Genomic DNA, 20,945 nt, shown 5'->3' with positions numbered 1-20,945 from the left:
TCAGGCAAACAGCGTGCGCATCGCCTCGATCTCGTTCTCGCGGATATCGTGGCCGCCATTGTGCCATGCGAGTTGCGTCGTTGCGCCCTGCGCCGTGAAGTAGTCGGCCAACGCGATGGTCAGCGGGGTCGGGCAGATGGGATCGCGCTCGCCAGCGGTGACGAGAATGCGGCGACCGGCCAGACCCGGTGCGGGCTTCGGCTGAAACGGGATCAGCGGATGCAGGAGTGCGGCCCGGTCGAAGAGGTCGGGAAACTCCACCAGCACGTTCGCCAGAATGTTGGCGCCGTTGGAGAAGCCGAGGCCGAAGATCTCCGAGGCCCCGACCGTTTCGGCCGTCTTTCGCACAAAATCGGCAAGCTTCTGCGTGCCGCGTGCGAGATCGGCCATATCGTAGACACCCTCGCCCGTGCGGCGGAAGAAGCGGGCCGCCCCATGTTCCGAGACATCGCCGCGCGGCGACAGGATGGTTGCGTCGGGACGCAGCTGGCTGGCGAAGGTGAAGAACTGGTTCTCGTCTCCGCCCGTGCCGTGCAGCGTCACGAGAAGCGGTACGCCGGTCGCGCCCTTTTTGATGAGGTGCTTATAGTCCGTGTCGGTCATGACAAAACTCCTTCGGTATGGCCGCCGCATGTCCTGCGACGGCTCCGGTTCTGTGTGATTTCCTGATCGTTGGCGGTGGAACCTCAGTCGAGCTTTTCCAGCTGCTGCTCCAGGATCGGCCGCAAATGCTTGTGCTGCTGCGGCAGCTTGAGTGCCTCGCCCAGATGCGCCCGTTCCTCGTCGCGCTCAAAGCCCGGCTCGTTGGTGGCGATTTCGAAAAGGACGCCGCCGGGCGTGCGGAAGTAGATCGCCCAGAAGTAATCGCGGTCGATGACCGGGGTGACCTGATAGCCCGTATCCATCAGCGCCTTGCGCACCTCCAGCTGGGCCGCCCGGTTATCGACGGCGAAGGCCACATGGTGGACGGAGCCTGCGCCCTGGCGGCTACCGGGTGCATCCGGCAGGGTCTCGATGTCGATGACGCCTGCTGCCTGCGCGCCGGGTACGAGAAGACGTGTGACGCCGTCGCGCGTTTCCAACGTGTCGTAGCCCATGAAGCCGAGCAGTTCCGAGGTTGCACCGGCATCCCGCAGCCGCAGGGCGACGGAGTGGAAGCCGCGAATGGCATGATCCGCGCTGATGCCGCCTGCCGTCCACGGCGTACGCGGATCGTCGGACGTCTCCACCAGCGCGAAACCATCGCCATCCGGCCCGTTGAAGGAGAGGCGCTTCTCGCCGAAGGTCTCGCTCGGCGTCACGCCGGTCACACCCTTCTTCGTCAGGCGATCGGCCCAGTAGGGGAGAGAGCCCTGCGGCACGGAGAAAACGGTTGTACCTACTTCACCGGTACCCGAACGTCCCCGCGCTATGTGGGGAAACGGGAAATAGGTCATGACGGTGCCGGGCGTGCCGATCTCGTCGCCGTAATAGAGGTGGTAGACGTCGGGCGCGTCGAAGTTGACGGTCTTCTTGATGCGGCGGAGGCCGAGAACATCCGTGAAGAACGCGTTGTTGACGCGGGCGTTTGCTGCCATCGACGTGACGTGATGGAGGCCCTTGATTTGGTCGATCATGATCTCATCCTTTCCTGCCCGAAGGTTTTGCCGCTGTGGCGGCGACCGGGCGTTTGATGAGGTCAAGATGGTGCAGGATCGCTGCCCGCGATAGAGGATCGATACAGGACGGATTGTTCTCAAATCGAGAACGATCACGTTTCGTTGTTCACTTCTCAGGCAGCGGCGGCGGAGGTCTCTCCGCCGCCCAAGCCCTCCGTTTTCTAGGCGCGGTCGAGGGCGAACAGGACCGAAAAGGGCGCCATGCTTTGCGTGCTGTGCGTGCCGTAGAGCGTTTCGCCGGTTGCCGGCGGCAGGTCCGCTGCCACGTCGCCGAAATTAGCGCGCAGCTGCAGGCGGCGATCGCCGAGCTGCCAGTCGATGGCGAGCAGCCTGCCTTCCGCCGTCAGGACAGTGCCGGCCGAGAGCGTGTTGGGGGCGGCAACCAGCAGGGGGATGATGGCCCGTTTGCGAATGGCAATCAGCTTACGATAGAGGCCACGCCATTTCTGGCCTTCGTCGGTTTCGGACTTGGCCCAGTCAAGACGCGTGTTCTCCATCGTCTCGATGGCATTGGGGTCTGCCACGTCCTCGACGGATTTGCCGTCCGGAAGGCCGCCGAAATTGTCCATGTCGGTGCGCCGGCCTTCGCGCACGGCCTTGCCGAGTTCGCCGTCGTAATCGGTAAAGAACAAGAAGGGACGCGTCTCGCCATATTCCTCGCCCATGAACAGCATGGGGATGTGCGGCGCCAGCATGGTGACGACGGTGAGTGCCTCCAGCATCTCCTTTGACGTCAGCGTGATCAGCCGGTCGCCGAAGGCCCGGTTGCCGATCTGGTCGTGGTTCTGAAGAAAGCCGACGAAAGCCTCCATCGGCACCGGCTCACTCATCTCCACAGGCTTTTGCCCGGGATAGATGTAGCCTTCGGTCAGCGCGCGGGCGAAATTCTCGACCGGTTTGTCGATGAATTTCCCATAGTAGCCGTTCTTCTCGCCCGTCGCGACCACATGGGCCGCGTGGTGATAATCGTCGTTCCAGTCGGCGTCATAGAGCAGCGCTTCATTGTCGTCGCTGCGGCGCAGTTCGATGTGGTTTTCCGGATCCTCGGTAACGAGGTGAATGTGGCGGCCTTCGAACTCGGAGCGGGCGCGACGTGCGATCTCGATCAGGACATGCGTTTCCGCATCGTCGAAGATCATGTCGATCGCGTCGAAGCGCAGGCCGTCGATACGGAACTCGCGCAGCCAGTAAAGGGCATTTTCGACAAAGAAGTCACGCACCGGCTGCTTGTTGTAGGCGATGGCGGCGCCCCAAGGCGTCTTCTTGCCCTCGCGGAAGAAGTCCGGCGCATAGGCGCTCAGGTAGTTTCCGTCCGGTCCGAAGTGGTTGTAGACGACATCCATGTACACCATGAGGCCGAGCCCATGCGCTGCATCGATGAAGGCCTTAAGATCGTCCGGCGAGCCATAGGCATTGTGCGGCGCGTAAGGATAGACGCCATCATAACCCCAGCCACGCGTGCCGCCGAAATGCGAGACCGGCATGATCTCGACGGCGGTGATGCCGGTTTCCGCGATGGCGGCCAGCTTGTCGATGGCCGCCCGGAAGGTGCCTTCCGGCGTGAACGTGCCGACATGGAATTCGTAGAGGATCGTTTCGGCCCAGGGCATGCCGGTCCAGCCGGCATGCTGCCACTGGTAGGCATCGGGATCGACCAGAACGGCTGGGCCGTGAACGTCTTCCGCAAGCGCACGCGCAGCCGGGTCCGGCACCACCTTTCCATCCGGCAAGACGAAGGCATAGATGGCACCGGGCTTTGCGTCGGGAATAATGGCTTCGAACCAGCCCTCGCCCGCCTTCTGCATTGCGTAGTCCTTGCCGTCCAGCCGTAGCGTCAGCGTGTCTTCGCCCGGCGCCCAGAGGCGGAACCGCGCGCCGCCCCCCGGCAGTAGCTCGGGTCCCCAGGCTGTCGTCTGCCGGTTTGCGGAAGGTGGTACGCTCTCAGTTGTCATCAGGGAGTTCATCCTGTCCTCGTATCGGTTCTGGGTCCGACGCACTGTCTGCGCCATTCCGGCTGGCCTGCGATCCGCCCTTCAACAGGCGGATCCGGACAAAGGTTCCGTGCGCGCTCGGGAGCTTGCTGCATTGCGAAGGAAATGCGTCGCGCGGTCACGAAATCCAGTCCACGAAGCGACGGACCGGCGATGTTTATTGCTGACTGAACTTGTTCATGCTCCGCCCGTTAAGATGCGAGAGGCGCAGACCAGCACCTTCCGGCTACTGGCAGGCCAGTACGCCGCCGCCGAAAAACAAGATTTCCTCTTCGAGAGGGAACAAAATGATGCGACGCACAATTTCCGATCTGATCAACACAGGGGATGTTTCATGGACGCCAAAGTCAATCAGTACGCGGTCGAGCCGGGATCGTGGCATACGCTCGGGGCAACGCCCGACAAGGATGGCGTCAATTTTGCGATCTTTTCGGCACATGCCGAACGCATCGAACTCTGCCTCTTCGATGACAGCGGCGCCGTCGAGGTCGCGCGCATCGAGCTTCCCGAATACACGAACGAGGTCTGGCACGGCTACATCCCCGGCCTGAAACCCGGCGCGCTCTACGGCTATCGCGTCCACGGACCGTTTGATCCGGAGCGGGGGCATCGCTTCAATCCAAACAAGCTTCTGGTGGACCCGTACGCCCGCGAACTGGTTGGCGATGTGGAATGGTCTAAAGCGCATTTCGCCTATGACATGGACGCCGAGACCGATAAGGATCTGACTTTCAACACGCTTGACAGCGCGTCGGTGACGCCGAAGGGTCGCATCATCGATCCGAAGACCTACGACTGGCAGGGCGATCGTGGCCCGATCATTCCCTGGTCGAAGACGATTTTTTATGAAACGCACGTTAAGGGCTTCACCAAGCTGCACCCGGCGATTCCGGAAAATATGCGTGGCACTTTCGATGGTATGGGCCACAAGGCAGCTGTCGATTATTTAAAGAGCCTCGGCATCACCTCGGTGGAACTGCTGCCGACCCACTTCTTCCCCGACGACAGCATGCTGGTTGACAAGGGGCTGCACAATTACTGGGGCTACAACACGCTCGGCTTCTTCGCGCCCGCGACGCGCTATTACGGCCCCCGCGCCCTCGACGGCTTCCGCGATATGGTTCGCGCCCTGCATGATGGCGGGCTCGAGGTCATTCTCGACGTGGTCTACAACCACACGGCCGAAGGCAACGAGCTTGGGCCGACGCTCTCCTTCAAGGGCATCGACAACTTCTCCTATTACCGCACCCTGCCCGACAATCACCGCTACTACATCAACGACACTGGCACCGGGAATACGGTCAACACCTCTCACCCCCGCGTGCTGCAGATGGTGACGGATTCTCTGCGCTACTGGGTCGAGGAAATGCATGTCGATGGCTTCCGATTCGACCTCGGCACCATTCTCGGTCGCGAGCCGGAAGGTTTCGACGAGCGCGGCGGCTTCTTCGATGCGGTCTCGCAGGATCCGGTTCTCTCCAAGGTCAAGCTCGTCGGCGAACCCTGGGATATCGGTCCAGGCGGCTATCAGGTCGGCGGATTCCCGCCCGGCTGGGCCGAATGGAACGACAAGTATCGCGACACGGTCCGCGACTACTGGATGGATACGGACGGCACGGCGCCGGATTTTGCAGCGCGTCTGTTTGGCTCCGGCGATATCTACGACCTTCGCGGCCGTCGCCCCTGGGCGAGCGTCAACTTCGTTGCCGCGCATGATGGCTTCACCATCAACGATCTCGTTTCTTACAACGAGAAGCACAACGATGCGAACGGCGAAGACAACAAGGACGGTCACGGGGACAACCGGAGCTTCAACTACGGCGCCGAGGGTCCGACCGAAGACGAGACCATCAACGCCACACGCGAACGCCAGAAGCGAAACTTCCTCGCCACGCTGCTGCTGTCTCACGGCACGCCGATGATTCTCGGCGGCGACGAATTCGGTCGCAGCCAGATGGGCAACAATAACGGCTACTGCCAGGACAGCGATATCAGCTGGATACATTGGGAGAACCTGCCGCCAAGCGCCGACGTTCTGCGCGACTTCGTGCGCCGGCTGACCACGCTACGTGCGACCCAGCCGCTGCTGCACCGTGAAAACTGGCGCGACGGCATGGTCATCACCTGGCTGAATGCCGGTGGCGGCGAGCAGACGGAGGAGCAGTGGCAGGATGGCGGCGGCACCACCATCGGCGCCCTGATCTCGCGCGACGATCTCGTCGGCAAGGAAGGCATCTGGTCGCATATCCTAATGATCTTCAACCCGCATGACGGCGTCGTTCCCTTTGCCCTCCCCGAATCGCCGAGCGGCAACTGGGTGCTGGAACTGACGACGGGCGATCCGGACGTCGAAGCGCAGCCTGTGGATACGGCAGAGGCGTTCGACATGCAGGCGCGCAGCCTCGCAGTGTTCCGCCCGGCCTGATCATCTCAGACCGGCCTGCGCTTCGCGGGCCGGGTTTCTATAGCGAACAAGAAAAAGCCGGTCAGACGCAAGGTCAGGCCGGCTTCTCTCGTTCAATACGATGATAGGATCAGGCCGTCGCCTTTTTCGCCTTTGCGATCACCTTGCCATACAGCTCGGCATATTGCTCGGCGCTGCGCTCCCAAGAGAAATTGGCCTTCATGCCCTGATTCTGCAAACGAGCCCACTTCTTCGGATCGCTATAGGCGTGGAACGCCCGGTGGATGGCGAGGCGGAGATTGTCGCTGGTGGCGGGGTGGAACTGGAAACCAGTGGCGACGCGCGCGGACATTGCGGCGTCGTTGGCGTCGATGATCGTTTCCGACAATCCGCCCGTGCGCGAGACCACAGGCACGGCGCCGTAGCGCAGCGCATAGAGCTGAGTCAGGCCGCAGGGCTCAAAGCGGGAGGGCTGGACGATGATGTCCGTACCGCCATGAACCAGATGCGCCGTTTCCTCGTCATAACCGATGCGGACGCCGATCTTGCCGGGATGTCGCCCGGCAGCGAGCAGCAGCTGGGTCTCGATATCCTTGGAGCCTTTGCCGAGCACGATCAGCTTGCCGCCGAGCGCCACGATCTCTTCGGCGACTTCGGCGAGCATATCGCCGCCCTTCTGCCAGGTGAGACGGGTGACGGCGGCAAACACCGGTCCCGGTGCGGCGTCGAGCCGGAATGTTTCAAGCAGCCGGGTCCGGTTGATGCCCCGGTTGCGGATGTGACGAACGTCGTATCGTGCCGGCAGATAGGGATCGGTAGCAGGATCCCAGATCTCGCTGTCGATGCCATTGACGATGCCGGTGAAGGTGTCGAGACGCGACAGAAGCGCACCTTCCATGCCCATTCCAAGTTCTGGCGAGACGATCTCGCGGGCATAGGTCGGGCTGACGGTGGTGATCGCGCTCGCGGTGCGGATGCCACCTTTGAGATAACTCATGTCGCCATAATATTCGAGGCAATCGATCGACAGCGCCTCCGGTGGCAGACCGATATCCTTCAGATGGGCGGCGGAATACTGGCCCTGAAATGCAAGGTTATGGATGGTGAGAACCGACGGGATCGTCCCGGCATTGGCGGAGTAGCGCATGTAGACGGAGGTCAGCGCCGTCTGCCAGTCATGGGTATGCACAAGATCGGGCGTCCAGTCCGGCAGAAGCCCGCCTGCGACGGCCGAGGCCACGTAGGAGAGAACGGCAAAGCGCTTCCAGTTGTCGGGGTGGTCGATGCCATCTTCGCCGACATAGGGGCCACCGGGACGATCGTAGAGCGCAGGCGCGTTCAGCACGAGAAGATCGAGACCCTGGCACTCCGCTTCGAGCAGCCATGCCGGATTACCGAAAAGATCCGGGAAGAAATGCACCGGTCGCGCGTCGCTCACCTCGGCAAGAACGGAGGTATAGCCGGGGATCAGGCTGCGGGTGCGATACCCGCGCGCGGAAAGGACTTTCGGCAGCGCCCCGGTCACGTCGGCAAGGCCGCCGGTCTTGATCAAGGGGAAGATTTCCGACGTCACAGATAGTACGTTCACGCAGGTCACGTTCCTCTTTGCAATCCGGTCGGATTGCCGGCTGAAATGGAGGTCGGGAGAAAAGCGAAACACCTCTTGCTCCGATGATGGAGGAAACCGGACCCCGTGTCCGCACAAATATTGCGGAGCAGGTGAGAAACTTGTGCAGTGCGATACGAGGCACGCAGCGTGCGCGAAATGTCTGGGGGGAGCCGTCGTCGCGAGGAAAATCAGGCACCGGTCAAAGCCGGCGCCTGTGTGGTCTTAGACCGTCTTGCGCTTGCGCTTGGCACCGGAATTTCCGGCAGCGCCACCGTCCACAACCGACAGCGGAGGCTTTGCCTTATCGGCATTGACCGGCGTATCGACAGGTGCGGCTTCGTCCTCTGGCTCACCGAGCACCGAGGTGTTTTCGGCATTGGCAAGCTCTTGATAGGCTTGGCCCCAATGCTCGTCATGCCGACCTTCTGGCCGGCCTTCGGATTCCCACAAGGCATAAGCCCGCTTCTTGATCAGGTCTTCGTCTTTCTCGGTCATGGCCTTCTCCCTTTGATAATCGGACTACCGCCACTCCCAAATCAGGGAGGGTCGATTTGGTTCCAGATCAGACAGACATTTTCCCTATTCCGGCGCTCTCTCATAGGGAGCGACGAAGGTCCTTGGAGACAGGGTGTCCACATGGCCGTTGCGGTCGACACGACGGCTGGATGACGGTCGAAACTGCCCTATCTAGCGCTCACGGATCGTCTCGGCGCAGGCTCTTATCCGCCGACGCGAAGAATCCGCCAAGTCACTGCCGCACCATGCGGCTTTCCGGAGTGTGTCATGAGAAAACGGATTGTTCTAGCCATTGCCGCCGCATCGGCTTTTACCGGCCTGTCGCCAGCCGCCGCACAAACGTCCAAAATCGAGCCCACGATCGAGAATGTCTGCGTGCAGGTCGCAAAGCACCTGCTTCTTGCCGAGACCTTTCAGACCGGCGTCGTCCAGTCCTTTCCGGAATTGAAGCCGCCGGGCGCCCGCCTCACCTTCTCCACCCGCGAAGGCGTCGAGAAGAAGGACATGGTGGATTCCATCGAGTGCGAATTCCAGAACACCGCCGCACCATTCAATGTGCAGCGCTTCTGCGTGTCCAGCACCTGCTATGGCCCGAACGAGCGCAACGAGGCGAACAAGCGCCGCTTCGAAGAGGTTCGCGCGCTTCTTAAACGCGATGGCCTTTAGTCCGACGCAAACCGCCATCGCGATCCCGTCGCGATGGCGGTTCTATCGAATTAAGCCGGCGGACGTGGCTTCAGGACGTGCTGACGCCGAAGGCTGTCAGCGTGTTGCGACAGGCGCGCTGGAAACACTGGGCGGGGCCTTCGAGCCCTGAGGCCTGGCGGCTGACGCGGGCGCCTTCCAGCAAGAGGAGCAGCGTATCGGCAAGGGTTTCGGGCTCTTCGATACCCGTCCGCCGGCAGAGATCCGTTAGCTTTTCGCGCTGCAGAATCTTGAAGGTCTCGATGACGGCATGGGCTGGATGGCCCGCCTCCTTGAGTTCCACCGCAGCATTGGCAATGTCGCAACCGAACTGGTCGCGCTGGAGACAATCCGAAAGGGCGGTTACCCAGGCGCAAAGCTGGGCCTTCGCATCTTCGGGAAACCGCGTTTCGATGTCCGCCCACATTGCGCCGCTCTTTTCCGAGGTCACACGAAGCGTCTCGCAGACGAGGTCGTCCTTCGAGCCGAAATGCCGGTAGAGCGTCATCTTGTTGGTCGACGCCGCCTCGGCGATCGCATCGACGCCGATGCCACGGATGCCATGCTGGCGAAACAGTTCGCAGGCCGTCGTGACGATACGGTCACGTGGAGCGACTTTTGCAGAGGAAAGACCGGGGGGCGATGTCGATTCCTGATCCGACTTCACAGTAGAGCCACGTTTGGCGTTTTTATTCACGACAGCGATTGACATGGGTGTGACCGTTCGGTAACAAATGACGCGTTACTTACCGGTAACACACCAAAGCATTTCGGTCAAGGACAGGCCCAACCCCGCCTGACCTCGGCTGTGGACGACACGAAGGAGAAGGCCATGAACATGGCACATGACGATCTGACCCTGAACGAGGTGCTGACCGATCCGATGATCCGCGCCGTGATGCGGGCCGATGGCGTGACCTCCTCGCAATTCAGGACGCTGCTGTACTCGGCAGCGAACGCGCTGGAGCATGCCAAGCCGGAACCCGGCGGCGCTCGCACGCATGCGGCCAAGCTTCTGGCCGCGCCGAAACGCCGCCTGCTCGCCATGGTCCATCCGCTGGCGGTGCGCACCGGCTCCGCCTGCGCTGCCTGCTACTGAGCGGCACCCCGATCCACGGGTTTGGCTCCGATCGAGCCGGTCTGTCGGACGCGCCCCGTTCCCGGGCGTCATGAAAACCCGACCGGAAGGACCTCCTCCGGTCGGGTTTTTCGTGTTTGCTGCAGGGTGACGCTGTCAGACGCGGACGGCGAGTTCTTCAAAGTCCTGCGTTCCGAAGAATTTCAGGTAGCGTTCCACCTCGGCCGGGTCGCCCGTCGCCTTGCGGGGATTATCGGACAGCTTGACGGCGGGGCGGCCATTGGCGTCGATGACCTTGCAGACGATGGAGATCGGGTTGAGACCACTGACCTCCGTCGGTGCGCAATCGGCAAAGTCATTGGTGAGGTTGGTGCCCCAGCCGAAGCTCATGCGCACCCGGCCCTCGAAATGCCGGTAGGTCTTGACGATCATCTCGACATCGAGCCCGTCTGAAAAGATCAGCAGCTTTTCCCGGGGGTCGCGGCCATGGGCGCGCCACCAGTCGAGAATGCGCTCGCCACCCTCGATCGGCGGAGCGCTGTCGGGGCGGAAACCGGTCCAGTCGGCGACCCAGTCCGGCGCGTTCTTGAGGAAGGCCGCCGTTCCGAACGCATCCGGCAGGACGATCAGCAGGTTGCCGCCATAAAGCCGGTTCCAGTCCTGCAAGACCTTGTAGGGCGCGTCCGCAAGCTCGGCATCGGTTCGGGCCAAGGCTGCCGCCACCATCGGCAGTTCATGGGCATTGGTGCCGAGCGCCTCGAGATCGGTATCCATGGCGAGGAGCACGTTGCTGGTACCTGAGAAGGATTCGCCGATACCTTCCTTCAACGCCTCGACGCACCAGCGCTGCCACAGAAACGAATGACGGCGGCGGGTGCCGAAGTCGGAGATGCGAAGGTCTGGCACCGCCCGCAGCTGTTCCACCTTCGACCACATCTTCGCCTTGGCGCGGGCATAGAGCACATCGAGCGCGAAGGGACCCATGCCCTTCATGGCCGTGCGTGAGCGCAGCTCGTTGACGATAGCGAGAGCCGGGATTTCCCACATGCTTGTATGCGTCCACTTGCCCGGGAAGGTGAGCTCATACTGGCCGTGACGGCGCGAGAGCTCGTAGTCCGGCAGCTGGAAATCGGCGAGCCAGGCGAGAAAGTCGGGCGAGAAGATCTGCTTGCGGCCGTAGAAGGTGTTACCGGCGAGCCAGATCATTTCCTTCTTGGTGAAGCGGATCGTGCGGACATGATCCAGCTGCTCGCGCAGTTCCTGCTCATCGATCTCCTCCGTCAGAAGCACCGTCTTGGTGCGGTTGATCAACGAGAAGGTCGCATCGACATCCGGGTAGAGACGCCAGATCATCTGCAACATCAGAAGCTTGTAGAAGTCCGTATCCAGAAGGCTGCGCACGACGGGATCGAGCTTCCAGGCATTGTCGTAGACGCGCCGCGCAATATCCGTCTTCGTCATGCCGTATCCTCGCATCCGCGTGAACGGCAAAACCGCAGCGGATATTCCTCCGGCGCTGCACTCTTGATGGCGCAACGAGCTGCATCTTCATGCCACGCCAAATCGCTACCTGCAACACGTGCAGGCTATCGAATCCTCCGAACAACGTAACATTCGATCATCACATAATATCATTCAGCATGTTGTCTTTCTGCACGACGCTGTTTATATCGCCGTGAGGATGGAGATTTCGGTGGCTTTGAAACCGGACGATCGGCGGCAGGAAATCATGGATATTCTGATGGAGGCAGGCTCTGCCTCCGTCGAGGATCTGTCTCTGCGCTTTTCCGTCAGCAAGATGACCGTCCATCGCGATCTCGACGATCTCGAGCAGGCGGGCCTTTTGCGCAAGGTGCATGGCGGGGCCTCCATCCAGTCGAGCGCGCAGTTCGAGAGCGATTTTCGCTACCGCGAGAAGATGGCGGCCGAGGAGAAGCGGCAGCTCGCAGCCTACGCCGCAACACTGGTGGAGCCCGGGCAGATCATCATCATCGACGACGGATCGACGGCCGGCGGGCTTGCCGATCATCTCGCGACCATCCGGCCGCTGACGGTGATCACCAACAACCTCTCCGTCATCGTCAAGCTCACGGCCGTTCCCGGCATCGAGGTCATCTCGCTTGGGGGTCAGTACAGCCGCAAGTTCAACGGCTTCTTCGGCATCGTCACGGAGGAGACGTTGTCGTCGCTGCGGGCCGACATCGCCTTTCTCTCTTCCTCTGCTATCCAGGGGGCCGCCGCCTTTCACCAGGATCAGGAAGTCGTGAAGACGAAGCGCCAGATGATGCGCTCGGCCAGCCGCAACTACCTAATGGTGGACCACGCGAAATTCGGCAAGCCGGCCCTACACTTTCTGACGGAACTGGACGATTTCAGCGCCGTCATCACCAGCGACCGCATCGACGCCGGCCACGAGTCCAGTCTGAGCGATGCCGGCATATCGATCATCAAGGTCTGACGACCGGGACGTCACGACGAGGAGCATGCAGTGAAAACGAACAGCATCTGGGTTGGAACGAGCTGGAAGATGAACAAGACGCTCGGCGAGGCCATGGCCTTTGCCGACGGTCTGGGACAAAGCGACGCGGCGCGCGATCCGCGCATCCAGCGCTTCGTCATCCCACCCTTTACGGCCGTGCGCGAGGTCAAGCAGCGGTTGTCGGGGACCAGCGTCAAGGTCGGCGCACAGAACATGCACTGGGACGATGCCGGCGCATGGACCGGCGAGATTTCCGCTCCGATGCTCACCGATTGCGGCCTCGACCTTGTGGAGCTCGGCCATAGCGAGCGACGCGAACACTTCGGCGAGACCGACCGGACCGTCGGCCTGAAGACGGCCGCCGCCGTTCGTCACGGCCTGACGCCGCTGATCTGCATCGGCGAGACGTTGTCCGAACGCGAGGCCGGCGAGGCGGATGCTGTCTTGAAGCGGCAGGTCGAAGGCGCGCTTTCGGGCCTTCCGGGTGCGGACAGGGAACAGCCGGTGCTTCTCGCGTACGAGCCCGTCTGGGCCATCGGCGTCAACGGCATTCCGGCATCCGCCGATTATGCCGACGACCGCCACGCCCGCATCGCCGAGGTGGCAAAAGCCTGTCTCGGCGTCCCTGTACCCGTTCTCTATGGCGGCAGCGTCAATCCCGGCAATTGCGCGGAGTTGATCGTCAAACCCCATATCGACGGCCTCTTCATCGGCCGCTCCGCTTGGAATGTCGCGGGCTATCTCGACATCGTGACCCGCGTCTCATCCGTTCTCTGACACCAAGACCAACAAAAGCCTGAAAGGAAACAGCCATGAAAATCGCCATCGGGGCCGACAGCGCCGGCAAGCCGCTTCTCGACGTCATCGCCAGGCATCTTGCAACCCGCGATGACATCGACGTCACGGATCTCAGTCAGCAGGGGTTCTACGCGGACCTGTCGCAGAAGCTCGCCCAGACCATTGTGGATGGCGAGAACGAGCGCGGCATTCTCTTCTGCGGCACCGGCATCGGCGTCAGCATTTCGGCCAACAAGGTCCCCGGCATCCGGGCGGCGCTGACGCATGACACCTATTCGGCGGAACGCGCCGCAAAGTCGAACAATGCGCAGATTATCACCATGGGCGCGCGGGTCATCGGCCCGGAACTCGCCAAGGCGATCGTCGATACCTGGCTTGCCTCGGAGTTCGATCCGAACGGCTCGTCGGCCGACAACGTCAAGGCGATCGATCGCCTCGACACCGCGAAATAACATTCCCTTCCGCCGGTCGCGCAGATCCTCCCGCGCGATCCCGGAGACAGACGCCCGGCAGCGATGCCGGGCGTTTGTCTTTGGAGATCAGGCGCGGACGCGCAGGAGCCGCAGGGCGTTGATGGTGACGAGCACGGTCGCGCCGGTATCCGCCAGGATCGCCGGCCAGAGGCCGGTGATGCCGACAATGGTCGTGACGAGGAACACGGCCTTCAGACCGAGCGCGACGGCGATGTTCTGCCGGATATTGGCCATGCAGCGCTTCGACAGATTGATCAGCGCCGCAACATCCGCGATGCGCCCATGGAGAATGGCGGCGTCGGCGGTTTCCAGGGCGACATCCGTACCGCCACCGATGGCGATGCCGATATCGGCGGCCGCCAGCGCCGGCGCATCGTTAATGCCGTCTCCGACTTTGGCGACCGTCGCACCCTGCACCTTCAGTTCGCGCACGATGGTCTGCTTGTCTTCCGGCATAAGTTCGGCCCGCACGTCGATGCCGAGGTCACGCCCGACGGCTTCAGCCACGCGGCGGTTGTCGCCGGTGAGCATCACGGTGCGAATGCCGGCTGCCCTGAGCGCTGCAAGCGCCTGCCGTGCGTCCTTGCGCGGCTCGTCGCGCATGGCGATGGCGCCGGCCACCTGACCATCGATGACGAGTACGGACACCGTCTTGCCGTCGTCATTGAGCGCCTGAATGGCGCTCCACTGCTCCGCGGAGAGCGCCGCGATCTCGGCCGCGGCATGGGGCGAGCCGAGGAACAGCTTTTGCGGGCCGACCGTACCGGTAACGCCCTTGCCGCCTAGCGCTGCTGAACCTTCGGCTGCGGGATAAACGATGCTGTCCGCTTCAGCACGCGCGAGGATGGCGAGGGCCAGGGGATGACTTGAGCCTGCATCGAGCGCAGCCGAGAGTCTCAGGATGTCGCTCTCCGCAACCGTGAAGGCAAGAATGTCGGTGACGACGGGACGTCCTTCGGTGAGCGTCCCCGTCTTGTCAAAGGCGACGGTATCGACCGTGCCGAGCTTTTCCAGGACGGCGCCGCCCTTGACCAGCAGTCCCCGACGGGCGCCGGCGGACAGGGAGGCAGCGATGGCGGCCGGCGTCGAGATGACCAGTGCACAGGGGCAGCCGATGAGCAGGATGGCGAGACCCTTGTAGACCCACTCCGACCAGGACCCTTCCGCCAGAAGCGGCGGCAGGATGGCGACCAGCGCGGCGACCACGACCACGCCCGGCGTGTAATAACGCGAAAAACGATCGATGAAGCGCTCGGTCGGCGCCTTTGCCTCCTGCGCTTCCTCCACGAGGCGCACGACGCGGGCAATGGTATTGTCGGCCGCTGCCGCCGTGACGGTGACCCGCAGCACGCCTTCGCCATTAACAGTGCCGGCAAAGACCGGATCATTCGCGGTCTTGCGAACAGGCACGCTTTCGCCTGTCACGGGCGCTTCGTCGATCGCGCTTTCGCCGGAAATGATATCGCCATCTGCGGGAACACGGTCGCCGGGACGGATGCGGATGATGTTGCCGGGAACGAGCGAGTCTGCTGGCACCTCGCGCGTGACACCGTTGTCGTCAAGGAACGCCGTCTTCGGCACGAGGTCCGACAAGGCCTGAATGCTGCGCCGTGCCCGGCTGGCCGCAACGCCCTCCAGCAGTTCACCGACAAGGAACAGGAAGACGACGGCTGCCGCCTCCTCGCCCGCGTCGATGATGACGGCGCCGATAGCCGCGATGGTCATCAGCATTTCGATCGAGAACGGCGTTCCCGCCAGCGCCGCCATGATCGCGCGCCGGCCGATGGGTACGAGGCCGACGAGAAGCGCGATGAGGAAGGCGTTGGAGGCAAGCGGGGGAAAGAGATGCCCGACGGCATAGGCGGCCACGAGAGCGCCACCGCAAAGAAGCGTCAACCGGCCCTTGTCAGAGGCCCACCAGGGGCCGGACATGGGTCCGTGGTCGTGACCATGCAGGCCCGAGGGTGGAGCGGTGGCTGCGTTTGCCGGATCTGGATCGTGGCCATGATGTTTATGGCCATGGTCGCCTTGGCCGTGGCTTTCATGATCATGGTCGTTAGGGGCGTTACCTCCGCAGCAAGCCGAGGCCTGCGGAGCCGCTTTCACCGGCGTCCGGTTCGCGGGCACCGTCTTGTAGCCGAGACCCGAAACCTTTCGCGCCAAAGCGGGAAGGTCCGTCGTCTCGTCATGGTGAACGGTCATGGTCTGCGTCGTCACCGAGACCGCGACATCGGCGACGCCCGGCAGCCGCCGGACGGCTGTGTCGATCTTGGATGCGCAGGAGGCACAGTCCATGCCTGAAACGTCGAATCGTGTTTGCCGCATCTCGCCCATCATCATCTCCGTCACGTGATGGAACCCTTGTAAAGGCTCTAGCGACTAGAGCTACAAGGCAGAAAATGATGGAACGTGCTTTCCCTGCATCCGAGCCGGATACGCAGGCGTAAGACGGATAGCACAGGGGTACAGGGATCATGGCCGAGAGCGAGGACGAACAACGCGACGAGGCGCGCTCAGCGGATGTCGACCGTCGGCCCATGATTGTTACGGTCGAGATGGAGGCAGCGGCGCAGGCGCATTTCGATCATCTGCGGAGCCGGTATTTCCCGCCGGAGCGAAACTGGCTCTCCGCGCATATCACACTGTTTCATGCTCTGCCGGGCGAGGAACGAGAGGCCATCATGCAGCATCTCGCGCAGGCCGTTGCCGGGCGATCGCCGATCACGGTGACGGTCGAGCGTGTGCGCTTCCTTGGAAACGGCGTTGCCTTTGCGCTGTCGAGCCCGGCACTACAGGGCCTGCGAGCCTCGCTTACCCAGCGCTTTCAGCCATGGCTGACGCGGCAGGACCAGCAGGGCTTCCGGCCGCATGTGACGGTGCAGAACAAGGTTTCGGCGGAAACGGCGCGGACGCTTCAGGCCACTTTGTCCGAAGACTTCGCGCCGTGGGATTTCACCGTCACCGGTCTGTCCCTCTGGTACTATGCCGGTGGCCCTTGGGAGAAGGCGGCTCGCTTTCCGCTCTCCTGACGGCGTCAGGTGCGGGCGCGATGACCGGTCTCCGGGTCGGCATCCGCGCCGGCTTCCAGGCGCTCGGTGTAGCGGCGCATCATTTCGAGCTGAACTTCGGTCTGAAAATCCATGACCTGATGGTGGATATCGTCCTCGTCACAGCCGAGTTTGCCAAGATCATCGGCAAGGCCGCGGCAGGCGGTGCGCCAGTAGGCAATAGCGGCCTCGCCATGGACGGCCTCGAGTTCGGCCGCGCAACGGCGAATCAGGTTTGTCCGTCCGGACAGCGGAAATGCGACGATCGCGCCATGCGTTTCCCGGGCGTCGTGTCCTGCCTTCATATTCACACCGATTCTCCTTCTGTCACACCGATGTAAGGAGATTTTGGTTAACGCTTCGTTTCCAACCTCTTGTTGCTGTTCTCTTATGTAACCAACGGCACGGCGATGGCGCCGAGAACCTTGAGCGCATCGGCGGGCGACAGACGGATCTGCAAGCCGCGCTGGCCGCCATTCATATAGACCAGCGGCTCTGCAAATGCCGTCTCCTCGATGAAGGTCGGCACTGTCTTTTTCTGCCCGAATGGGCTGATGCCGCCGACATGGTAACCGGTCAGCCGCTCGGCCGCGGCCGGCTTCATCATCGCGGCGGCCTTGCCGGCCGCCGCCGCCGCCAGCTTCTTCATGCTCACTTCGCGATCGGACGGCACGACCACACAGACCGGTCTGCCATCGACCTCCGCCATCAGCGTCTTCAGCACGCGCTGCGGCGCCTCCCCCATCGCTTCGGCCGCAGCTATGCCAATCCTGTCCACAGAGGGGTCGTAATCGTAGCTATGGGTGGTGAACGCTGTTCCCGCCTTGATCAGCATCTGCGTCGCACGCGTCGTCTTCGACATGGCTCGTTTTCCCCTGGCTCAGTTCCCGAAAAGCGTATCGTAGATCTCCGGCCGGAAACCCGCCGTCAGCGCACCGTCGCGGTCGAGGATCGGCCGTTTGATCATGGAAGGATTGGTCAGCATCAGGGCAATCGCCTTTTCCCTGTCGATGGCCTCTCGTTCCGCGTCCGGCAGCTTGCGGAAGGTGGTCCCTGCCCTGTTCAGCACGGCTTCCCAGCCCAAGGCAGCACACCAGCCCGATAGATACGCACGGTCGATACCTTCGATCTTGTAGTCGTGAAAACGGTACTCGACCGCATGACCATCCAGCCAAGTGCGGGCCTTCTTCATCGTGTCGCAGTTGCGGATGCCATAAAGGATCGTGGTCATGGGGTCAGTCCTCCAGCGTTCCGGCCCTGCGGCCTGCTGCGGTCATCTCGGCGCAGCCGATCTTCATCAGGTCGTCGCGGCGGCGGGCGAAACGTGCCGACGACCGTGTGACGACCAGCCCCGCCTGCGGTGCGCGTAGCTCTACGTCGTCTTCCGGAAAGCCGGGACGCGGGACGAGCACGGCCAGCAGATCGCCGGCTTCCACGTGATCTCCGATATCGCAATGAAAGAGGATCGTGCCAGGAATGGGCGCCTTGATCATTTCGATCGTATCGAGCGCGAAGGCAGGCCCCGCATAGGGCCGGAGTGCCGGCCCGCCCCCGTCAACGACGCCGCGCGTTTCGAGAAAGGCCCAGAGACCATCGGCATCGCACTGTGCGACATCCGGGCCGACATTGCGACGCCCGCGCAATTCCACCGTGACGGAGAGGCGACCGGGCAGCGGAACACCTTTGCCGCCCTCCTCCTGCTTCCACGCGTAGGAGACGGCCTCCTCGAAAGCGGAGCTTTCACCGTCGGAGAGAAATACGGCATCCATATCGAGGGCGGACGCCAGGTCGGATGCCTCGGGCCAGAAGGCGCTGTCGATATAGGCATAGGGCAGCGATTCGTCGTCGCAGTGCAGGTCGAGCACGAGATTGGCACCGAGCGCACGGTAGAGCAACTCCCGCTTCAACCGCTCCGGCGCGGTAAAGCGGTCGAGATCGACCAGCAGATCATCGCGGTCGGAGGCAGCGATCAACGGGAAATCGCGATTGTAGTTCCCGCGGGAGCCCAGGTCGAAACGGCCCTGCATCTCGCCGAAATGCGACTGGGCCGCTCCGATAGGATTGGCCTGCGGTAGGATGGTGATGTCACCCCGGATCGCTCCTGCCGCCTTTGCCTCGCGCAGACGGGCGCAGAGACGGTGAAGCGTCGCAACACCCGGAAGCTCGTTGGCGTGCAAGGCCGCCTGAATGTAGACCTTCGGCGTAGTACCAGCCTTGGCGCCTGAAAATTCGAGCACCGGAACCCGCCAGCTAACCCCCGGCGTATCTCCGGGAATGACGATTGCGTCCTGCTTCACACTGGCCTCCATCCTGTCGCGCGACTATAGCCGAACCCTCGCGACCTTCAAGAACAAAAAGGGAACGAAAATTCTGCGGTCTATCGATTAAGGGCTGTGAATGGCGCAAAAGAGAGAGATCTTCAAGCGATGGGACTGGCTTACCTGTGCAGCAACCATGCGGGCCTTGCGATCACGCGCTTAACTTGCTCCGGCCATGACCGTGCAGAACAGCCAGCGCGTCACCCCTCGGTTCCGCGCCGGCCTGCTTTGCTTATTCCCACTCGATCGTGCCGGGCGGCTTCGACGTCACGTCGTAGACGACGCGATTGATGCCGCGGACTTCGTTGATGATGCGGGTGGCCGTGCGGCCGAGGAAGTTCATGTCGTAGGGGTAGAAGTCGGCCGTCATGCCGTCGACCGAGGTGACGGCGCGCAGGGCGCAGACGAAGTCGTAGGTGCGGTAATCGCCCATGACGCCGACGGTCTGGACCGGGAGCAGCACGGCGAAGGCCTGCCAGATGACATCGTAGAGGCCGGCCTTGCGGATCTCGTCGAGATAGACGGCATCGGCCTTGCGCAGGATGTCGAGCTTTTCGCGCGTCACGCCACCGGGGCAGCGGATGGCGAGGCCCGGACCCGGGAAGGGATGGCGGCCGACGAAGCGTTCGGGCAGGCCGAGTTCGCGGCCGAGCACGCGCACTTCGTCCTTGAAGAGTTCGCGCAGCGGCTCGACCAGCTTCATGTTCATGCGGGCCGGCAGGCCGCCGACATTGTGGTGGCTCTTTATCGTCACGGACGGGCCGCCCGAGAAGGACACGCTTTCGATGACGTCGGGATAGAGCGTGCCTTGCGCGAGGAAGGCCGGGGCGCCCTTGCCGTCCGCGGCGATCTTGGCGGCTTCCGCTTCGAACACCTCGATAAACAGGCGGCCGATGATCTTGCGCTTGATCTCGGGATCCACCTCGCCGGCAAGCTCGGTGAGGAACAGGTCCGACGCATCCACATGAACGAGCGGGATGTTGTAGTGATCGCGGAACATCTTGATCACTTCGTCCGCCTCGTTGAGGCGCATCATGCCGTGATCGACGAAGACGCAGGTCAGCTGGTCGCCGATCGCCTCGTGAATCAGAACGGCGGCAACCGAGCTGTCGACGCCACCGGAGAGACCGCAGATCACCCGGCCGTCACCCACGTCTTCGCGAATCTTGCGGATCATCTCGGCGCGATAGGCGGCCATGGTCCAGTCCGACTTCAGGCCCACGATCTTGTGCACGAAGTTGGAGAGGAGCCTCGCACCATCCGGCGTGTGCACCACTTCGGGATGGAACATGGTGGTGTAGTAGCGACGGCTCTCGTCGGCTGCGATGGCGAAGGGCGCGTTCTCGGATGTGGCGATGACCTCGAAGCCGTGCGGCAGCTGCGTCACGCGGTCGCCATGGCTCATCCACACGGGATAACGGCCGCCGACCTCCCAGAGGCCTTCGAACAGCGGGCTTGCCGCCCTGATCTCGACATCGGCACGGCCGAACTCGGCAGCGTGGCCGCCCTCGACGGTGCCGCCGAGCTGGGTGCACATGGTCTGCTGGCCGTAGCAGATGCCGAGCAGCGGAATGCCGCTGTCGAACACGGCCTGCGGCGCGCGCGGGCTGCCTTCCGCCGTCACGGAGGCCGGGCCGCCGGAGAAGATGACACCCTTCGGACCCATGCGGGCGAAGGCTTCCTCGGCATTGTTGAAGGGATGGATCTCGCAGTAGACGCCGGCTTCACGAACCCGGCGCGCGATGAGCTGCGTCACCTGGCTGCCGAAATCGATGATGAGGATGCTGTCGGGATGGGCTATCTCGGTCATGCCTGGCCTTTTCACGCGCGGGATCATTCCGAGCCTTTAAATAAACAGGCCGGCAAGTGCAACGTCAAACCCGCTTTTGC

20 protein-coding genes are annotated in these 20,945 nt (G+C 62.6%); 7 read left to right on the top strand and 13 right to left on the bottom strand.

Annotation, left to right across the window (positions count from 1 at the left end; all coding sequences use genetic code 11):
• The 3 genes from GA0004734_RS04975 to treZ form a co-directional block, all read right to left on the bottom strand.
• On the bottom strand, nucleotides 1-603 hold the full coding sequence (locus tag GA0004734_RS04975) for an alpha/beta hydrolase (protein WP_092931718.1): 603 nt from the start codon (nucleotides 601-603) through the stop codon (nucleotides 1-3).
• Nucleotides 604-686: 83 nt separating this feature from the next.
• Entirely contained in the window at nucleotides 687-1,616 is a 930-nt protein-coding gene (locus tag GA0004734_RS04970; RefSeq protein WP_092931716.1) for a VOC family protein, read from the bottom strand.
• 203 nt (nucleotides 1,617-1,819) lie between these two features.
• Nucleotides 1,820-3,610 (bottom strand): malto-oligosyltrehalose trehalohydrolase, encoded by a 1,791-nt coding sequence (treZ, locus tag GA0004734_RS04965; protein WP_175386221.1) that lies wholly within the window; start codon nucleotides 3,608-3,610, stop codon nucleotides 1,820-1,822.
• Between the two features lie 373 nt (nucleotides 3,611-3,983).
• Between treZ and glgX the strand changes: the two genes are divergently transcribed.
• The gene (glgX, locus tag GA0004734_RS04960; protein WP_092931712.1) at nucleotides 3,984-6,074 is read left to right on the top strand and encodes a glycogen debranching protein GlgX; all 2,091 of its coding nucleotides are present in this window, start codon (nucleotides 3,984-3,986) and stop codon (nucleotides 6,072-6,074) included.
• A gap of 109 nt (nucleotides 6,075-6,183) precedes the next feature.
• Here the strand turns inward: glgX and glgA are convergent, their stop codons facing one another.
• Nucleotides 6,184-7,641 carry a glycogen synthase GlgA gene (gene glgA, locus GA0004734_RS04955; protein WP_092935927.1) on the bottom strand — a complete coding sequence of 486 codons (1,458 nt, stop codon included), beginning with the start codon at nucleotides 7,639-7,641 and terminating at the stop codon, nucleotides 6,184-6,186.
• A 243-nt stretch (nucleotides 7,642-7,884) separates the two neighbouring features.
• On the bottom strand, nucleotides 7,885-8,157 hold the full coding sequence (locus GA0004734_RS04950) for a DUF2934 domain-containing protein (protein ID WP_092931710.1): 273 nt from the start codon (nucleotides 8,155-8,157) through the stop codon (nucleotides 7,885-7,887).
• Nucleotides 8,158-8,445: 288 nt separating this feature from the next.
• Here GA0004734_RS04950 and GA0004734_RS04945 point away from each other — a divergent pair, with 288 nt between their 5' ends.
• Nucleotides 8,446-8,844, top strand: a complete 399-nt coding sequence (locus tag GA0004734_RS04945; protein ID WP_092931708.1) for a hypothetical protein — start codon at nucleotides 8,446-8,448, stop codon at nucleotides 8,842-8,844.
• A 70-nt stretch (nucleotides 8,845-8,914) separates the two neighbouring features.
• Here the strand turns inward: GA0004734_RS04945 and GA0004734_RS04940 are convergent, their stop codons facing one another.
• Nucleotides 8,915-9,574 (bottom strand): TetR/AcrR family transcriptional regulator, encoded by a 660-nt coding sequence (locus GA0004734_RS04940; RefSeq protein ID WP_092931706.1) that lies wholly within the window; start codon nucleotides 9,572-9,574, stop codon nucleotides 8,915-8,917.
• A gap of 120 nt (nucleotides 9,575-9,694) precedes the next feature.
• Between GA0004734_RS04940 and GA0004734_RS04935 the strand changes: the two genes are divergently transcribed.
• The gene (locus GA0004734_RS04935) at nucleotides 9,695-9,961 is read left to right on the top strand and encodes a hypothetical protein (RefSeq protein WP_139056234.1); all 267 of its coding nucleotides are present in this window, start codon (nucleotides 9,695-9,697) and stop codon (nucleotides 9,959-9,961) included.
• A gap of 135 nt (nucleotides 9,962-10,096) precedes the next feature.
• Here GA0004734_RS04935 and pncB read toward each other — a convergent pair whose 3' ends face one another.
• Nucleotides 10,097-11,401 (bottom strand): nicotinate phosphoribosyltransferase, encoded by a 1,305-nt coding sequence (gene pncB, locus GA0004734_RS04930; protein ID WP_092931702.1) that lies wholly within the window; start codon nucleotides 11,399-11,401, stop codon nucleotides 10,097-10,099.
• Between the two features lie 238 nt (nucleotides 11,402-11,639).
• Between pncB and GA0004734_RS04925 the strand changes: the two genes are divergently transcribed.
• From GA0004734_RS04925 to GA0004734_RS04915, 3 genes are read left to right on the top strand one after another with little or no spacing between them, the layout of a single operon-like run.
• Entirely contained in the window at nucleotides 11,640-12,398 is a 759-nt protein-coding gene (locus GA0004734_RS04925) for a DeoR/GlpR family DNA-binding transcription regulator (protein WP_092935925.1), read from the top strand.
• A 30-nt stretch (nucleotides 12,399-12,428) separates the two neighbouring features.
• The gene (locus tag GA0004734_RS04920) at nucleotides 12,429-13,196 is read left to right on the top strand and encodes a triose-phosphate isomerase (RefSeq protein WP_092931700.1); all 768 of its coding nucleotides are present in this window, start codon (nucleotides 12,429-12,431) and stop codon (nucleotides 13,194-13,196) included.
• Nucleotides 13,197-13,231: 35 nt separating this feature from the next.
• Nucleotides 13,232-13,669: a D-erythrulose-4-phosphate isomerase gene (locus GA0004734_RS04915; protein ID WP_092931698.1), complete on the top strand. Its 438-nt coding sequence runs from the start codon at nucleotides 13,232-13,234 to the stop codon at nucleotides 13,667-13,669.
• Nucleotides 13,670-13,756: 87 nt separating this feature from the next.
• Here the strand turns inward: GA0004734_RS04915 and GA0004734_RS04910 are convergent, their stop codons facing one another.
• Complete coding sequence (locus GA0004734_RS04910) at nucleotides 13,757-16,024, bottom strand: heavy metal translocating P-type ATPase (protein WP_092931695.1); 2,268 nt, start codon at nucleotides 16,022-16,024, stop codon at nucleotides 13,757-13,759.
• 140 nt (nucleotides 16,025-16,164) lie between these two features.
• Between GA0004734_RS04910 and GA0004734_RS04905 the strand changes: the two genes are divergently transcribed.
• On the top strand, nucleotides 16,165-16,719 hold the full coding sequence (locus GA0004734_RS04905; RefSeq protein ID WP_092931693.1) for a 2'-5' RNA ligase family protein: 555 nt from the start codon (nucleotides 16,165-16,167) through the stop codon (nucleotides 16,717-16,719).
• 5 nt (nucleotides 16,720-16,724) lie between these two features.
• Here the strand turns inward: GA0004734_RS04905 and GA0004734_RS04900 are convergent, their stop codons facing one another.
• The 5 genes from GA0004734_RS04900 to guaA form a co-directional block, all read right to left on the bottom strand.
• On the bottom strand, nucleotides 16,725-17,042 hold the full coding sequence (locus GA0004734_RS04900) for a DUF6074 family protein (protein WP_092931691.1): 318 nt from the start codon (nucleotides 17,040-17,042) through the stop codon (nucleotides 16,725-16,727).
• Between the two features lie 83 nt (nucleotides 17,043-17,125).
• Nucleotides 17,126-17,599 (bottom strand): Cys-tRNA(Pro) deacylase, encoded by a 474-nt coding sequence (gene ybaK / locus GA0004734_RS04895; RefSeq protein ID WP_092931689.1) that lies wholly within the window; start codon nucleotides 17,597-17,599, stop codon nucleotides 17,126-17,128.
• A gap of 18 nt (nucleotides 17,600-17,617) precedes the next feature.
• Nucleotides 17,618-17,968, bottom strand: coding sequence for an ArsC family reductase (locus GA0004734_RS04890; RefSeq protein WP_092931687.1), 351 nt, complete (start codon nucleotides 17,966-17,968; stop codon nucleotides 17,618-17,620).
• A gap of 4 nt (nucleotides 17,969-17,972) precedes the next feature.
• Nucleotides 17,973-19,046, bottom strand: coding sequence for a succinylglutamate desuccinylase/aspartoacylase domain-containing protein (locus GA0004734_RS04885; RefSeq protein ID WP_092931685.1), 1,074 nt, complete (start codon nucleotides 19,044-19,046; stop codon nucleotides 17,973-17,975).
• A 241-nt stretch (nucleotides 19,047-19,287) separates the two neighbouring features.
• Nucleotides 19,288-20,865, bottom strand: a complete 1,578-nt coding sequence (gene guaA, locus GA0004734_RS04880) for a glutamine-hydrolyzing GMP synthase (RefSeq protein WP_092931683.1) — start codon at nucleotides 20,863-20,865, stop codon at nucleotides 19,288-19,290.
• Nucleotides 20,866-20,945 lie beyond the last annotated feature (80 nt).

Source organism: Rhizobium sp. 9140, assembly GCF_900067135.1.
Classification (GTDB): Bacteria; Pseudomonadota; Alphaproteobacteria; order Rhizobiales; family Rhizobiaceae; genus Ferranicluibacter.
This window is presented reverse-complemented; position numbering and strand designations above follow the sequence as displayed.

What these genes read in the sequence shown, in the direction of transcription:
- pncB (WP_092931702.1), bottom strand. Translation starts at nt 11,401, where the DNA reads ATGACGAAGACGGATATTGCGCGGCGCGTCTACGACAATGCCTGGAAG.
- treZ (WP_175386221.1), bottom strand. Translation starts at nt 3,610, where the DNA reads ATGACAACTGAGAGCGTACCACCTTCCGCAAACCGGCAGACGACAGCC.
- ybaK (WP_092931689.1), bottom strand. Translation starts at nt 17,599, where the DNA reads ATGTCGAAGACGACGCGTGCGACGCAGATGCTGATCAAGGCGGGAACA.
- GA0004734_RS04885 (WP_092931685.1), bottom strand. Translation starts at nt 19,046, where the DNA reads ATGGAGGCCAGTGTGAAGCAGGACGCAATCGTCATTCCCGGAGATACG.
- GA0004734_RS04950 (WP_092931710.1), bottom strand. Translation starts at nt 8,157, where the DNA reads ATGACCGAGAAAGACGAAGACCTGATCAAGAAGCGGGCTTATGCCTTG.
- GA0004734_RS04935 (WP_139056234.1), top strand. Translation starts at nt 9,695, where the DNA reads ATGAACATGGCACATGACGATCTGACCCTGAACGAGGTGCTGACCGAT.
- GA0004734_RS04975 (WP_092931718.1), bottom strand. Translation starts at nt 603, where the DNA reads ATGACCGACACGGACTATAAGCACCTCATCAAAAAGGGCGCGACCGGC.
- GA0004734_RS04900 (WP_092931691.1), bottom strand. Translation starts at nt 17,042, where the DNA reads ATGAAGGCAGGACACGACGCCCGGGAAACGCATGGCGCGATCGTCGCA.
- GA0004734_RS04905 (WP_092931693.1), top strand. Translation starts at nt 16,165, where the DNA reads ATGGCCGAGAGCGAGGACGAACAACGCGACGAGGCGCGCTCAGCGGAT.
- GA0004734_RS04945 (WP_092931708.1), top strand. Translation starts at nt 8,446, where the DNA reads ATGAGAAAACGGATTGTTCTAGCCATTGCCGCCGCATCGGCTTTTACC.
- GA0004734_RS04970 (WP_092931716.1), bottom strand. Translation starts at nt 1,616, where the DNA reads ATGATCGACCAAATCAAGGGCCTCCATCACGTCACGTCGATGGCAGCA.
- guaA (WP_092931683.1), bottom strand. Translation starts at nt 20,865, where the DNA reads ATGACCGAGATAGCCCATCCCGACAGCATCCTCATCATCGATTTCGGC.
- GA0004734_RS04940 (WP_092931706.1), bottom strand. Translation starts at nt 9,574, where the DNA reads ATGTCAATCGCTGTCGTGAATAAAAACGCCAAACGTGGCTCTACTGTG.
- glgX (WP_092931712.1), top strand. Translation starts at nt 3,984, where the DNA reads ATGGACGCCAAAGTCAATCAGTACGCGGTCGAGCCGGGATCGTGGCAT.
- GA0004734_RS04890 (WP_092931687.1), bottom strand. Translation starts at nt 17,968, where the DNA reads ATGACCACGATCCTTTATGGCATCCGCAACTGCGACACGATGAAGAAG.
- GA0004734_RS04910 (WP_092931695.1), bottom strand. Translation starts at nt 16,024, where the DNA reads ATGGGCGAGATGCGGCAAACACGATTCGACGTTTCAGGCATGGACTGT.
- GA0004734_RS04915 (WP_092931698.1), top strand. Translation starts at nt 13,232, where the DNA reads ATGAAAATCGCCATCGGGGCCGACAGCGCCGGCAAGCCGCTTCTCGAC.